Origin of the sequence: Flavobacterium sp. Leaf359 (assembly GCF_001423985.1) — a bacterium.
GTDB lineage: Bacteria > Bacteroidota > Bacteroidia > Flavobacteriales > Flavobacteriaceae > Flavobacterium > Flavobacterium lindanitolerans.
This window is the reverse complement of the sequence record NZ_LMPW01000002.1, coordinates 119,291-132,121: the sequence shown is the minus strand read 5'-3', so window position 1 is coordinate 132,121 and position 12,831 is coordinate 119,291. Positions and strand designations below refer to the sequence as shown.

16 protein-coding genes are annotated in these 12,831 nt (G+C 36.1%); 5 read left to right on the top strand and 11 right to left on the bottom strand.

Features of this window, described 5'->3' with window-relative positions:
- The first annotated feature begins 322 nt into the window (after window positions 1-322).
- The 4 genes from pgk to ASG38_RS03145 all read left to right on the top strand — a co-directional run bounded on the left by pgk (window position 323) and on the right by ASG38_RS03145 (window position 5,005).
- Window positions 323-1,510: a phosphoglycerate kinase gene (pgk, locus tag ASG38_RS03160; RefSeq protein WP_056067072.1), complete on the top strand. Its 1,188-nt coding sequence runs from the start codon at window positions 323-325 to the stop codon at window positions 1,508-1,510.
- 103 nt (window positions 1,511-1,613) lie between these two features.
- Window positions 1,614-3,536 (top strand): LysM peptidoglycan-binding domain-containing protein, encoded by a 1,923-nt coding sequence (locus ASG38_RS03155; protein ID WP_056067071.1) that lies wholly within the window; start codon window positions 1,614-1,616, stop codon window positions 3,534-3,536.
- Window positions 3,537-3,578: 42 nt separating this feature from the next.
- Window positions 3,579-4,550 carry a DUF4837 family protein gene (locus tag ASG38_RS03150; protein ID WP_056067069.1) on the top strand — a complete coding sequence of 324 codons (972 nt, stop codon included), beginning with the start codon at window positions 3,579-3,581 and terminating at the stop codon, window positions 4,548-4,550.
- 8 nt (window positions 4,551-4,558) lie between these two features.
- Entirely contained in the window at window positions 4,559-5,005 is a 447-nt protein-coding gene (locus ASG38_RS03145) for a GNAT family N-acetyltransferase (RefSeq protein WP_056067067.1), read from the top strand.
- Here the strand turns inward: ASG38_RS03145 and ASG38_RS03140 are convergent.
- From ASG38_RS03140 to ASG38_RS03125, 4 genes are all read right to left on the bottom strand, one after another.
- Entirely contained in the window at window positions 5,002-5,820 is an 819-nt protein-coding gene (locus ASG38_RS03140) for an OmpA family protein (protein ID WP_056067064.1), read from the bottom strand. The two genes, ASG38_RS03145 and ASG38_RS03140, sit on opposite strands and share 4 nt — an antisense overlap.
- A 1-nt stretch (window position 5,821) precedes the next feature.
- Entirely contained in the window at window positions 5,822-7,459 is a 1,638-nt protein-coding gene (locus ASG38_RS03135; protein WP_056067061.1) for a S41 family peptidase, read from the bottom strand.
- Window positions 7,460-7,613: 154 nt separating this feature from the next.
- Window positions 7,614-8,006: a ribonuclease P protein component gene (rnpA, locus tag ASG38_RS03130; protein WP_056067058.1), complete on the bottom strand. Its 393-nt coding sequence runs from the start codon at window positions 8,004-8,006 to the stop codon at window positions 7,614-7,616.
- 12 nt (window positions 8,007-8,018) lie between these two features.
- Window positions 8,019-8,426 (bottom strand): hypothetical protein, encoded by a 408-nt coding sequence (locus ASG38_RS03125; protein WP_056067056.1) that lies wholly within the window; start codon window positions 8,424-8,426, stop codon window positions 8,019-8,021.
- 356 nt (window positions 8,427-8,782) lie between these two features.
- Between ASG38_RS03125 and ASG38_RS03120 the strand changes: the two genes are divergently transcribed.
- Complete coding sequence (locus ASG38_RS03120) at window positions 8,783-9,043, top strand: hypothetical protein (RefSeq protein WP_157485998.1); 261 nt, start codon at window positions 8,783-8,785, stop codon at window positions 9,041-9,043.
- A 65-nt stretch (window positions 9,044-9,108) separates the two neighbouring features.
- On the opposite strand, the gene ASG38_RS03115 is transcribed toward ASG38_RS03120, so the two are convergent.
- From ASG38_RS03115 to ASG38_RS03085, 7 genes are all read right to left on the bottom strand, one after another.
- The gene (locus ASG38_RS03115; RefSeq protein ID WP_056067051.1) at window positions 9,109-10,146 is read right to left on the bottom strand and encodes a patatin-like phospholipase family protein; all 1,038 of its coding nucleotides are present in this window, start codon (window positions 10,144-10,146) and stop codon (window positions 9,109-9,111) included.
- Window positions 10,147-10,190: 44 nt separating this feature from the next.
- Window positions 10,191-10,511: a hypothetical protein gene (locus ASG38_RS03110; protein ID WP_056067048.1), complete on the bottom strand. Its 321-nt coding sequence runs from the start codon at window positions 10,509-10,511 to the stop codon at window positions 10,191-10,193.
- A 5-nt stretch (window positions 10,512-10,516) separates the two neighbouring features.
- Complete coding sequence (locus ASG38_RS03105; protein ID WP_056067044.1) at window positions 10,517-10,984, bottom strand: hypothetical protein; 468 nt, start codon at window positions 10,982-10,984, stop codon at window positions 10,517-10,519.
- An 8-nt stretch (window positions 10,985-10,992) separates the two neighbouring features.
- Entirely contained in the window at window positions 10,993-11,469 is a 477-nt protein-coding gene (locus ASG38_RS03100; protein ID WP_056067043.1) for a M15 family metallopeptidase, read from the bottom strand.
- Between the two features lie 195 nt (window positions 11,470-11,664).
- Window positions 11,665-12,093, bottom strand: coding sequence for a hypothetical protein (locus ASG38_RS03095; RefSeq protein WP_056067040.1), 429 nt, complete (start codon window positions 12,091-12,093; stop codon window positions 11,665-11,667).
- Window positions 12,094-12,096: 3 nt separating this feature from the next.
- Window positions 12,097-12,435 (bottom strand): hypothetical protein, encoded by a 339-nt coding sequence (locus ASG38_RS03090; protein WP_056067037.1) that lies wholly within the window; start codon window positions 12,433-12,435, stop codon window positions 12,097-12,099.
- 14 nt (window positions 12,436-12,449) lie between these two features.
- The gene (locus ASG38_RS03085; protein WP_157485996.1) at window positions 12,450-12,659 is read right to left on the bottom strand and encodes a hypothetical protein; all 210 of its coding nucleotides are present in this window, start codon (window positions 12,657-12,659) and stop codon (window positions 12,450-12,452) included.
- Window positions 12,660-12,831: the final 172 nt, after the last annotated feature.

Genomic DNA, 12,831 nt, shown 5'->3' with positions numbered 1-12,831 from the left:
ACTTACAGGCTGCCTTTTAAATTATTAAACAAAACATTTCATTTTACATGTTTATATAACCTCTTCCCGGCCTTTATAAATTTTATATAGATGGTAACAGACGTTAGAAAACAAGATCCCAAAATATAAAATTGACAGGGATGTTTTTAACAACAAATTAATGTACAAATTTTTTTAATCGGATTTTCTAAAGTAGCCCAATCATCAATTATAACGTTTTCGCTAACGATTTAAGCTTATTTTAAATGTTTTCATATTTTTTAGTTGGTTAAAAATCATATATTTGTGAATCCAATAAAAAAACAAATAAAATATACCACTAATGAAAACTTTGAACGACTTCAATTTCAAAAACAGAAAAGCACTAATCAGGGTAGATTTCAATGTTCCTTTAGACGAGAATTTTAAAGTAGTTGACACCACCCGAATTGAAGCGGCAAAGCCAACAATTGATAAAATTCTTGCTGATGGCGGAAGCGTAATTCTGATGTCACATTTGGGAAGGCCAAAAGCAAAAGAACCAAAATATTCTCTGGAACACATTCTTGAAAAAACAGCAGAAGTTCTGGGCAAAGAAGTAAAATTTTCGAATGACTGTATAGGTCCGGTAGCAGAGGAAGCAGCAAAAAATCTGAAGCCGGGCGAAATCCTGCTTTTGGAAAATCTTCGCTACTATCCCGAAGAAGAAGCCGGAGATGTTGAATTTTCAAAGAAATTGGCTTCATTAGGAGACATCTATGTGAATGATGCTTTCGGTACCGCTCACAGAGCGCATGCCTCAACAACAATTATTGCGCAGTTCTTTCCAAACGATAAATGTTTCGGAACCCTTTTGGCTAAAGAAATTGAAAGCCTCAATAAGGTGCTTAAGCATTCTGAAAAGCCGGTAACAGCTGTATTGGGTGGCTCAAAAGTTTCTTCAAAAATTACGGTTATTGAAAACATACTCGATAAAATTGACCATATGATTATTGGTGGAGGAATGACATTTACTTTTATCAAAGCCCTGGGAGGCAAAATTGGAGATTCTATTTGCGAAGACGACAAAATGGACCTGGCACTGGAGATTTTAAAGAAAGCAAAAGAGAAAAATGTCGAAATCCATCTTCCTGTTGACGTAGTTGCGGCTAACGCATTTTCGAATGATGCTGAAACAAAAATAACAGACGTAAAAAATATTCCTGACGGTTGGCAAGGACTTGATGCAGGTCCAAAATCGCTGGAAGATTTCAAAAAGGTCATTTTAAATTCCAAAACCATTTTATGGAACGGTCCGTTGGGGGTTTTTGAAATGGAAAAATTTTCACATGGAACGATAGCTTTGGGAGAATTTATTGCAGAAGCTACTCAAAAAGGTGCTTTTTCTCTTGTTGGCGGCGGCGATTCTGTTGCTGCGGTAAAACAGTTTGGTTTGGAGCCAAAAATGAGCTATGTTTCTACTGGGGGCGGGGCAATGCTGGAAATGCTGGAAGGAAAATCACTGCCAGGAATTGATGCCATAATAAGTTAAAAAACAAAATTTTTATACTAAACCTTTTAAAAGTTAGTTATAAAAAGTTAAGTTTGCAATTATGTATAATTATTTGAAATATAATAAGTTATAATTTTCAGTTATGAATAAAACCAAAATAGCACTTTTTTTAGTACCCTTTTTCTCCTTAAATATTTTTGCCCAGGATGCCGTTTCACAAGAGGTAGCTCCGCAAATTACAGCTCCAAAATTATCTGTTTTAGACTCTATAAAAAACACATTTGTTGACCATGAAGTTGCTTCTTGTGTTGATAAGGAATGGATGGATGAATTGACCAATCAGGATCTTTTTAAAGAAATGGAATTCGATATTGCTCATATGAATCCTGACGAAAAAGTAGATTACGATTTATCTACTGATTTGTTAAAAGCCCGTTTGAAAGAAATGGACGCTAAATCACCTTTCAACATAGAGTACAATCAGGGTCTTGAAAATATCATCAAATCATTCCTGAAAAACAGGAAAAAATCGTACGAACGATTGATGGCGATTTCTGAATATTATTTTCCAATGTTTGAAGCCGCCCTTGCCAAATACGACGTGCCTTTAGAAATCAAATATTTAGCCGTTGTTGAATCTGCTTTGAATCCGCACGCAAAGTCAAGAGTAGGAGCAACAGGCCTTTGGCAGTTTATGTTTGCTACCGGAAAACAATACAATCTGGATGTTTCTTCCTATATTGATGAAAGAAGCGATCCTTTGAAAGCTACTGAAGCTGCCTGCCAATATCTTTCAAATATGTTCAAAATATTTGGAGACTGGGATTTGGTTTTGGCTTCATATAATGCCGGTCCTGGAAATGTGTCAAAAGCAATCAGACGTTCCGGCGGACAGCAAAACTACTGGAATATCCGAAAAAATCTTCCAAAAGAAACACAGGGTTACGTTCCGGCTTTCCTCGCTACAATGTACATTTACGAATACCACAAAGAGCATGGAATTGAACCAAAAAGAGCGGCCATAAGCTATTTCGCTACCGATACAGTTATGATTAAGCGCGAAATGAGTTTCAAGCAAATCTCCGACCTGTTGGATATACCGGAATCTCAAATCAAGCTTCTGAACCCGGGTTATAAATTAGATGTAATTCCTTTCGTTAAAGGGAAAAATCATTACCTGAGGCTTCCACTTCCAAAGATTGCAGTATTCACATCCAATGAAGACAAGATTTATGCCTATGCACAAATCGAAGAAGATAAAAGAGAAAAGCCTTATTTTTCAAGAAAGTCAACTTTTCCAGCAGGTGGTAATACAACAGAAACCGCTATCGCTTCTACAGATTCGAAAAGTCCTTATGTAGATTATTCTGAAGAACCGGAAATTGTAAAAGGCAGTAAAATTGTAACCAAAACAAAATACCATACGGTTAAAAAAGGAGACAATATTGGCGAGATTTCCCAGAAATATGGTGTATCTATTGCTGAAATCAAGAAATGGAACCGTTTAAAAAACAATAATGTTATGCTGGGCGCTAAGTTAAAAATTCAAACTAGCGAAAGAGTGGCTACCACAGTAGTAAAGAAAACTCCAAAACCGGCCGCCAAAACAAAAGATACTACAGAAACCGCTGTAGCAGCTGTTGAAAAGCAGGAAGCAAAAACAAAAGAGGTTGCTACTGATGATACAGATAACAAGGAAGACGACAAATCTGAATTTTATGTAGTTCAAAAAGGTGACAATCTTAATTCTATTGCCAGAAAATATGGTGTAACCGTTGCAGAAATTAAGGAATGGAATAATCTTGAAGACGCAAATGTATTGTCTGGAAGCAAGTTAAAACTGATTCCTAATGAAAATGCTCCGGTAATCGAAACCAAAGCAGAAAAAGCACAACAACAGATTGCTTCTTCTGCCAAAGTTCACCAATATCTTGTCCAAAAAGGAGACTCGCTTTTCAGCATCGCAAAAAAATATCCGGGAGTTACGGTTGAAAATATCAAAAAATGGAATGATATTCGCAGCGAAAACATCAAACCTGGAATGAAGCTTAAAATCCAAGGATAATCATCTTTGGATTTTAGCTTTTCCATTGCAAAAAGCAACACAATGAAAAAGCTATTGCTGCTCCTGTCTTTAGCGGCCTTTTCCTTTTCCTGCAATCAAAAAGAAGTAAAAAATTCCGACAAACAATCCGTCGGGAATACGAATTCGCTTGCTGTTTTTATTGATGATAAACTCTGGATAGGCGAAATAGGGGATACAATCCGGAAAAAATTTGCTGCTCCCGTGGACGGACTTCCTCAGGAAGAACCACTTTTTACGATTAATCAGTATCCACTTCACGCTTTTGAAGGTTCATTGGCCAAAAACAGGAATATCCTTTACATAAAAAAAGAGGCCAAAAATGATTTTAATTTTTCTGAGAACCAATTTGGTGTGCCTCAAAACCTCATCCGAATATCAGGTAACTCAACCGCATCGATTATTGGCCACCTTGAAAAAAATGCTGCAGAAATAATAGCAAGGATGCAACAGACAGAAATAGAGGTGACCCAGAATCAAATCAAGGCCTCATTAATGGATGACAAGAAGTTCAGGAACAAATTCAATATTTCGCTTCTGGTTCCGAAAACATTTAAGGTTGTCCTTGAAAAAGATAAGTTTTTATGGCTAAAGCAGGAAATCCAAACTGGAAACTCCAGTATCCTGATTTATCAGGTTCCGTTGCATTCCATCAAAAAGAATGACGATGCAATCAACAACATTGTCCGGGCTCGCGATTCAATAGGAGGGCTTTACATTCATGGTACTACGGAAAATTCTCAAATGATTACAGAAGATTCGTACTCGCCTTATCTCATAAATACAACCATAGGTGGCCTGAAAGCCTTCCAGACCAAAGGAAACTGGGAACTGCGAAATGATACGATGTCCGGGCCATTTATTAACTACAGTATTATTGATGCTAAAAATAACAGAATTCTTGTCATCGAAGGATTTTGTTATGCTCCGTCAACACCGCAACGCGATTTGATGCACGAATTGGAGTCAATAATTAAAAGTATTTCATTCTTATAAAAAGACCCATGTCCCTAATTTGGAAAATAAAGCCTTTTAAGGCGCTATCTCTTGATGAGTTGTATAATTTGCTGGAACTGCGAAGTGAGGTCTTTATAGTGGAGCAAAATTGCGTATATCAGGATATCGACGGCAAAGACAGAAAAGCAATTCATTTAATTGGCGAATTTGATGGCGAAACGGTAGCTTATTGCAGGCTTTTTAAAGCAGGCGATTATTTTGATGAATCGTCAATTGGGAGGGTTATCGTAAAGGAAAAGTATCGCGACAGAAAATGGGGGCATGACCTTATCCGCGAAGCGATTAAAGCAATCAAGGAAAATTTTGATGAAGAGAAGATTACAATTTCGGCACAGCTTTACCTCAAAAAGTTTTATGAAAGCCATGGATTTTCCCAGACTAGTGAAGAATATCTCGAAGATGGGATTCCCCATATCGAAATGAAAAGATCCTAAACTTTTGTAATCACCAATTCTACCCGGCGGTCCAAATCAGTTCCTTTGCCAAGCGGTTGGGTATTGCCATATCCTTTAAATGTCATTCTGGTTTTTGGCACTTTTCTGAAAACCAGGTATTTATAAACGGCTTCAGCCCTGTTTACAGAAAGTTTTCGTTTTTTGGTGTCTTTATCAATAGCTTCTTTGTGGTAAGGAGGCGTACAGCAAACATGTCCCTGGATTTCAAATTCCAGATTCTTGTATTTCAGGAGCTGCCGTGCCATTCTGTCCAGCTCGTTTTTTGATTTCATTGTAAGCTTGCTGCTCCCTTTTTCAAACAATAATTTTTCAAGATAGATACGGTCGCCAACAACATGGTTTTTATGTATCTCACTATAAACACCCGGAATTTCAAGCTTTTCGATTGGAATCTCTTTGAAATTCATCACCACATCCACACGTCTGTTTTTGGAACGTACTTCAGAGATATTATCGATATCGTCTTCAATCAATACCCTTCCTCTTCCTTCGATAGTAACTATAATCTTACTCCTGATTCCATTTTCAACCAATTTTTCCTTTATGGCATTGGCGCGATTACTGGAAAGTTTGAAATTGTATTCGTCCTTGCCCCGGTCATCACAATAGCCATAAATGCTTATGGATTCTATCCTTACGGAATCAGTTGACTGAATGAATTTTGTAACATCTTCCACCTGATTTTCGGTCAGGTTGTATTTGTTCGTATCAAAATAAACAGAATGAACGACCTCTTCTTGTGCAGAGACGAATCCAAAAATAAGCAGGGGTAAAATTTTAAGGATGCGAAGCATTTTATCTCAGTAATATTTTGTTGTATTCTGCCGGATTGTTTAGCAAGGCCGTAGCTTTTTTGATTTCAGAATTATTTTTGGTGTAATATTGATACAAACCTTCTTTGTATTGGTATCTTTTGATGATTTCATCCAGAATAAGTTCTTTTATTTCTGCCTGATGTTTGTTCAATTGGGTCTCGTCGCTTTTTTGCAGTGCTGTTAGCAGCTGTTGGACTTCGTTCTTGATATCTTCGTCTATTTTTTCTTTTTTGGCTGCCTCAAGCGTTTTTTTCATTGCCTGTTCGGTTTCTGTGTCAAAAGCAAATTTCTGGTCTTTCAGGAACTTTTTAAAATCGGCATAATCCGCATCGGTAATAGTTGGTATTTTGTCGCCCAGGCTCGGATTTTTATAGTAGTATCGCGTTACATAATTAAAAATACCATCGTTTTTGACCAAAGCTTCCGTAATGGCGCTTAATTTTGTTTCAGATAATTCTACATCGGGCTGGATTCCCCCGCCGTCATAAACGGTTCTTCCTTTGCGGGTTTTGAATGCATTGTAATTTTTTTCATCGGTGCGAATTGCTTTTCCGTCCTTATCTTTGTGGGCATAATCCAATGCCTGAATGCATCTTCCGGATGGAGTGTAGTAACGCGAAATGGTTACCTTTACCTGTGTACCATAGGTCAAATCGATAGGTCTTTGCACAAGGCCTTTTCCAAAGCTTCTTGTACCAACAACTACCGCTCTGTCCAAATCCTGCAAAGCTCCGGCAACAATTTCGGAAGCAGAGGCACTTTTACCGTCAACAAGAATGACCAAAGGAATTTCAGTATCAACCGGAGCCCTTGATGTTCTGTAAGTATTGTTGTGTTTTTCAATATGTGATTTTGTGGTTACGATTGTTTCGCCACTCGGAACAAATAAGTTACAGATATTAACTGCTTCGCCCAACAAACCACCCGGATTTCCTCTAAGGTCCAGTATTATTTTCTCAGCACCTTCAGCCTTTAGTTTTTCAAGAGCCTGTTTGGTTTCCTGTGATGCCTTGGCGTTAAACTGTGACAGAACAATATAGCCTGTTTTGTCATCTATTTTTGAGAAAAACGGAACAGCTTTCAGGTCAACTTCCTCTAAAACTAAAGTTGTATTATTCGTTTTGCCTTGACGAAGGTATTTGATGTCAATCTTGGCATTTTTGCTTCCTTTCAAAAGTTGCGAAGCATCATCTTTAAAGTCGGAAAGATTTACATCGCCAATCTGGACGATTTCATCACCCGCTTTTAAGCCTGCCTTATCGGCCGGATAGTTTTTATAAGGCTCTTTGATAATAAGCTTTCCTTCTTTTCTGGTAATCATCGCACCAATTCCGGTATATTCGCCCGTGTTGTTGATTTTGAATTTTACGACGTCCTGCTCGTTGAAATAGACCGTATACGGATCCAGTTCCATAAGCATATTCTTGATAGCCTTATCCATCAATTCACCCGGATTCGTTTCGTCAACATAATTCATATTCACGGTTTTGAACATGGTTGTGAATATTTCAATCTGTTTTGCAATTTCAAAGAAATCATTTCTGAAACTCGCTCCAACATATAAAAGGCCTCCAGCTACAACTGGAATGATATATCTCTTCTTTAAAAATGCATACATAACTTTAAGTTTTTCTTTTTCTTCTTCGTTTCTTTCAGATTAGGGAAAACAAGACCACTAAAGTAAGAATAAATGAGTAAACATTTCATCCACATGAAAATAAACTGCTATAGGCTACTAACGGAAACCGCTGCTTTTTTAGTATTGAAATGGCTTAATCCGTATCTTTTTCTATTTCCGGTTTTACCTGAAGACGAAATTTTTCGAACAGCTGTATGGTTTTATGATTTATGTCTTCGTAGGACAACCTCTCTTTTGTTTGGTAAAGAAGCATAAAAGCATAGGGTTCTTCAAGAGAGTCTAATAATAAATTTTTGTTGAGGCGGTAGGTTTCCCGAAGTACTCTTTTGAAATAATTCCGGTCAACGGCTTTTTTGAAATATTTTTTCGAAACTGACACACCTATTTTCAATTTTTGACCCTCATCAAAAGCCTGTTTTTTGTAGACCAGTCTTAGTGGAAATTTTGAAACTGACTTGCCTTCGCGGAACATGCTATCAATCGTCGTCCTGCTTTTTAGTTTTTCCGTTTTGGGATAGGTGTTCATTTTCCTCAAGTCTTACGGATAAATATTATAAACGATTTTTAAATCAGGATAATTGATGTAAAACTGAATGCGGTTGCCTTGCTTTTTTCTGGTAATGATTTCAATAACACAACGGTTGCCACTATTGTCTATACAGTTAAAAGTCACGGTCTTGTCTGTTTCGTTTTCAATAGTTTTGCCATAAGCATCGATATAATAAAGCTGTGTTTGTGCTGAATTTATAACAATGCGGTTTTTGTCTCCATCAAGAACGATAATCAGATTGGTGTCTTTAAAATCCGACCATTTTCCCCATTGGCCTTTGGCATTTTGTTCCATTACGCTATAGCTGGAAGTTTTGAACCGGTATTTCTGGGCAAAAGTTTGCTGTGTTCCAATGAGTAGAAAAAACAGCACGGCCAACATTTTTAATGCTTTCATCTTGAAATTTATATGGGCGGTAAAGTTACAAATATATTTGAATTGATTATTTCAGTAGGCCCGTTCCCTCATTATTGGAGATAATAAAATTGAAATGTGTGCTCTTTCCACAAGATTTTAACATAAAAATTCTACATAATCCCCAAAAATCCACATCTTTTTTTGGAATAGTATCACTTTTTGAAAATATGTTTTTTGTTGATTTATGAAGTTCAAATAAATTACAATAAATTGAATTACAGTAATTTATAATTAAATTTTATAGATAACATTCTGAATGTTGGCTCAAAATGGCATTGAAATTGTCTTAACTTAATCGAAAAACATACAACCACTATAACCACAAAAAAACTACTATGAAAAAATTAATTTTAAGCGCAATTATGCTTACAGGAGTTGTAGCATTTGCACAGGAAACGCCAAAGAAAGCCACAAAAGAAGTTGTAAAAAATGCAGCATCTTCCGTCGAAGCCGAAAAGAAAGCTGAAGCTCCTAAAGTAACAGAAGTGAAACAGGAAGCAAACATTGCGAAAAAAGCCGAAACAACCACAACTAAAACAACCGAAGCTGTCCAACCAGCAGCTCCTGCAGTAAAAACTGCAAAAAAACAAGAATAGTATCAATCCTAACCGACCAACTATCTAACTAGAAACCTTTGGAGTTATCCAAAGGTTTTTTTGTTTCAACTGTTTTTAATCAGCTTTTTAGCTATTTCGTTCAACTCCTTCCGGTTTTGGTCGATATAGCTCAAGCCGGCCTGTATGAGTTCATAGATGTTTTTTGATGAAACATCATCCATTTCTGGCGAAGCATTTTTTAGAGAAGGCATTAACCGATGGTAGTTTTGCCTGTTTCTTGAGCCTAAGGTTTCATACATTTTTTTTAAATGATAATCTGTCGTTTCTACGTTTGATGAAAGCAGGATATCAATAAGCGGCTGAATCCATTTTACTTTTCCCGCATTTTCAAACTGACGGTAGGTATAAGGTTTTAACACCTGACCTGTTCCAATGGAGACAATAATCATGTCGCTGATTTTTGGAAAATCTTTTTTTCCGGGCTGGTTAAGCACTTTTGAAAATTCTATTTTCCGGGCTTCAGCATAAGCACATAAAGCGGGATTGTTGGCATATACACCACCGTCAATGAGTGTAAATTCCTGCCCATAAAGCGATTTTATGTTGGCGGGCTCAAAATAAGTAGGTGCTGCTGAGGTGGCTCTGCAGATGTCTTTGGCGTAAAAATTCTCTAAATCGGAACCCGCTTCATGGCTTGTAAAAAATTTAGCTTTTCTGTGAAAGATGTCATAGGATGTAATGAGGCAGGGTTTTATAAAATCCTTGATTTCAAGATTGCCAAATACATTTTCAAGTTGTCTTTCCAGTGCTTTTTGTGAAATCCGCTCGTTAAAAAGTCCGAACGGATTGATGAGTTGCTGCCAAAACGAAACGTTGAAAATACTTTCTCCGTGTTTGGCATAAAGGTCCAGGGCAGTTTCTACTGAATATTTTGCTTTTTTATTGCTGTCGGGATAGAGTAGGATAGAAGCAAGTATTCCTCCTGTGCTGGTTCCGGCAATGAGATCGAAATAATCACCAATTTTTGCATTCGGATTGTCTAATTTCTGAAGCTGTTCTTCAATATACTTTAAAATGACGCAGGTTATGATCCCTCGGATTCCGCCTCCATCCAGGCTTAAAATTTTGATTTTTTTTGACATGGCTTTTATGATTTAAGATTTGGGTACACATTTCATTTATGTTTTTAGATGCTTAGAAGGACTGTTTTAAAAACAGTCTGTATGATTGCATTTTTGATATTATTCAATTTTATTTTCGATAATCCGGCACCTTGCAGTGCTTTTAGCGCGATAAGATCCTGCTGGCTTTTCAAAAGCCATGAAAATTCTTCTTCGGTAATTGATGACGATGCCAAAAGTAAGGTCCAACGTTCCAGTTTTTCCTTTGAACTATCCAGGAAAGCAGTGATGTCTTTCTGTATTTCCGGTTTAAATTCTTTGTATTTGTCGCCTAAAAGTGTGACAAGTTCCTGTTTCAGCTGTTTTAATAATTTTTCGATATCCATGATTTCTATTTATTGCTGTTTATCAGGCTCAAAAGCCCATCTTTTGAGGTCTTATCTTTCTTGATTTCATACTGTATCAACATATCCATAGCTTCCATGACCTGTTTTTTGGATTCTTGAAGAAAAACGGGTGATAACGATTCCTTTTCTTTCCAGTGTTTAAAGAAGCCAGATAACAGGTTTTTTTCTTCATCCGTCAAAAGTTTCCACATAGCGAATGTGATTTCATTATCGGGCTTATTTTTCTCGTATTCGATCAATTTTTCGACCTGAAGGAAAAAGGCTTCGGTTTCCTGCTGGTGTTTTGCATAGGGCGCTGTGGCTTTGTCCATTAATTTTGAGGCTTCTACTTTCAGTTCGGTTGTTTTCTGATAGGAATACTGATCAAAAACCGCCGTTCTTGTCGATTCGCACGAGACTGCGGCAAACGACAGGAAAAAGAAGAGCATCATGTTTTTTCCAATTGTTTTCATAGCTGTTTTTATTTTAAAATTACATATCCGTTTTTGTCTTTTTTAAGTTTTGATAATGCTCTCCAGCTAAGGTTCCTTTTTTCAAAGTGGGGCATATCTTTAAATGTTTTCCAATTACCACCCCATTCCCAGCCGTGTTTGGCGAAAATTTTCACACATTCATACCAGTCGGCAACCTTGTCATTGTCCCAGTCTTTTTTGGTATCCCAGGAAGCATCTTTTCCGTCGATTATCAGGCAGATATCTACAGCAAAACCATAATTATGTATGGATTGCCCTGCTTTGGCATTGGTGACTTTTTTCCCGGGCTTTGTTCTTCCTTGTGCATATAAGGCATCCTGTTCTTCAAAAGTTCGGAGCCCTTGCGTCACCCGGATTTTTGCCCTACCAGTCAAAGCATTGTCACATTCTTCAATGACTTTTGTAACTTCTTCTCTAACAGTAGGATGAAGTTTTTCAATTCGTTGTTTAGTATATTTATCCATTTGTTTTCAATTAATTACATTACAAATATATGAAAAAAATCAATTAAATAAAAGAAAATAAGATTATTTTCAATCAATTAAAAAACTATAATAAACAGATTTTTAGATTATTGGTTTAAATGTGAGGTAAAAGGTAATAAAAAAAGCTACTCGAAAGTAGCTTAATTTTGATTGTGTTAATGAAATATTTTCTAGTTAAATTAATAACCATTTTGGGACTTGCTTGTTTTTGATTTGCTCTATTGAGTAAAAGTTTTTACAGGCTTCATCAGTAACCAGCATATCTGGATAATCTGAAAGGATTTCATTGAAAAATTCATTCATTGAGTGATAAACTTGGTCGTTTGAAGTATGGTCTATCCATATATAAAAATAATATCTCTTGCCATTTATTACACTACTATTTGTTATCTCGGTTTTAAATTCATCTTTTTCGGTCACTGAAAATTCTAGATAATTATAATCATCCTCGCCGATTTCTTTACTTAAAGCAATATCTCCTAATGATAACGTCTTTTCTTTTGGAATGATTTTAAATTTATTTCTATTTCCAAATTCTATGATTTTTTTTAGAACCTGTTCTTTGTTTCTGTGTTCTTGTGAAACGATTATTGTGCTTCCCATTTTTTAATATAAATTTTTTAGATTATCAATTCCTTTTATAAATATAACTCCTTTTTCCTCTAATTTTTTTAGAATTGGATGGTTTAAAGTAAAAGTCCCAAAATCCTCATATACAACAACAACTTTTTTGCCTAAAGGATTCATAAATTCTTCTACAGATTTGATGTTTTCAGGTAAATATTTTTGAATTTGTTCATTTAATTTTCTAATTGCCTTTTCACTGCCTAGATTAGTTTTTGCCTCTATAATATATTTCTTGGTAGCACAATCAATATCTCCATTTAATACTCGAGTTCTTTTGTTTGTAACTTTATTAGAAAAATCTGTAATTTCATCTGCCACATTTTCAACTAATTCTAAAATTTTTTTGCCACTCTTGCCTCAAAAAGATCTCCGGCTTTGTTAGCATTAATTAAAGTGTCATTAATTTTTTTAATTATAATTTCTTTCGAAAGACCAGACCATTTTAATGTTGTATTCTTAGGATTTGTCCAACTCCAGGTTTGCCCATCAAAGACAATTTGCTTTTCTTTTATCAACCTATTTTCTTTTCTTAGTATTTCCAAATATTCTTCTGCAAGATTATCAGAAAGGTTCTCTAGTTTTTTGGCTAACGCGTTAATTTCTTTTTTACTACCTCTGAAAATTTCTATTCCATCTTTAAGAAGGGCATAAACACCATCTTCTAATTTAACCGGAACACCTGAAAATAAAGGAGAACTAGTGGCTACTTTCTTC

Bases quoted from the DNA above. Each gene is read 5' to 3' on its own strand.
- ASG38_RS03155 (WP_056067071.1), top strand. From the start codon at position 1,614: ATGAATAAAACCAAAATAGCACTTTTTTTAGTACCCTTTTTCTCCTTA.
- ASG38_RS03140 (WP_056067064.1), bottom strand. From the start codon at position 5,820: ATGCTTCGCATCCTTAAAATTTTACCCCTGCTTATTTTTGGATTCGTC.
- ASG38_RS03105 (WP_056067044.1), bottom strand. From the start codon at position 10,984: ATGAAAACAATTGGAAAAAACATGATGCTCTTCTTTTTCCTGTCGTTT.
- ASG38_RS03100 (WP_056067043.1), bottom strand. From the start codon at position 11,469: ATGGATAAATATACTAAACAACGAATTGAAAAACTTCATCCTACTGTT.
- ASG38_RS03120 (WP_157485998.1), top strand. From the start codon at position 8,783: ATGAAAAAATTAATTTTAAGCGCAATTATGCTTACAGGAGTTGTAGCA.
- ASG38_RS03110 (WP_056067048.1), bottom strand. From the start codon at position 10,511: ATGGATATCGAAAAATTATTAAAACAGCTGAAACAGGAACTTGTCACA.
- ASG38_RS03095 (WP_056067040.1), bottom strand. From the start codon at position 12,093: ATGGGAAGCACAATAATCGTTTCACAAGAACACAGAAACAAAGAACAG.
- rnpA (WP_056067058.1), bottom strand. From the start codon at position 8,006: ATGAACACCTATCCCAAAACGGAAAAACTAAAAAGCAGGACGACGATT.
- ASG38_RS03135 (WP_056067061.1), bottom strand. From the start codon at position 7,459: ATGTATGCATTTTTAAAGAAGAGATATATCATTCCAGTTGTAGCTGGA.
- ASG38_RS03145 (WP_056067067.1), top strand. From the start codon at position 4,559: ATGTCCCTAATTTGGAAAATAAAGCCTTTTAAGGCGCTATCTCTTGAT.
- pgk (WP_056067072.1), top strand. From the start codon at position 323: ATGAAAACTTTGAACGACTTCAATTTCAAAAACAGAAAAGCACTAATC.
- ASG38_RS03115 (WP_056067051.1), bottom strand. From the start codon at position 10,146: ATGTCAAAAAAAATCAAAATTTTAAGCCTGGATGGAGGCGGAATCCGA.
- ASG38_RS03125 (WP_056067056.1), bottom strand. From the start codon at position 8,426: ATGAAAGCATTAAAAATGTTGGCCGTGCTGTTTTTTCTACTCATTGGA.
- ASG38_RS03150 (WP_056067069.1), top strand. From the start codon at position 3,579: ATGAAAAAGCTATTGCTGCTCCTGTCTTTAGCGGCCTTTTCCTTTTCC.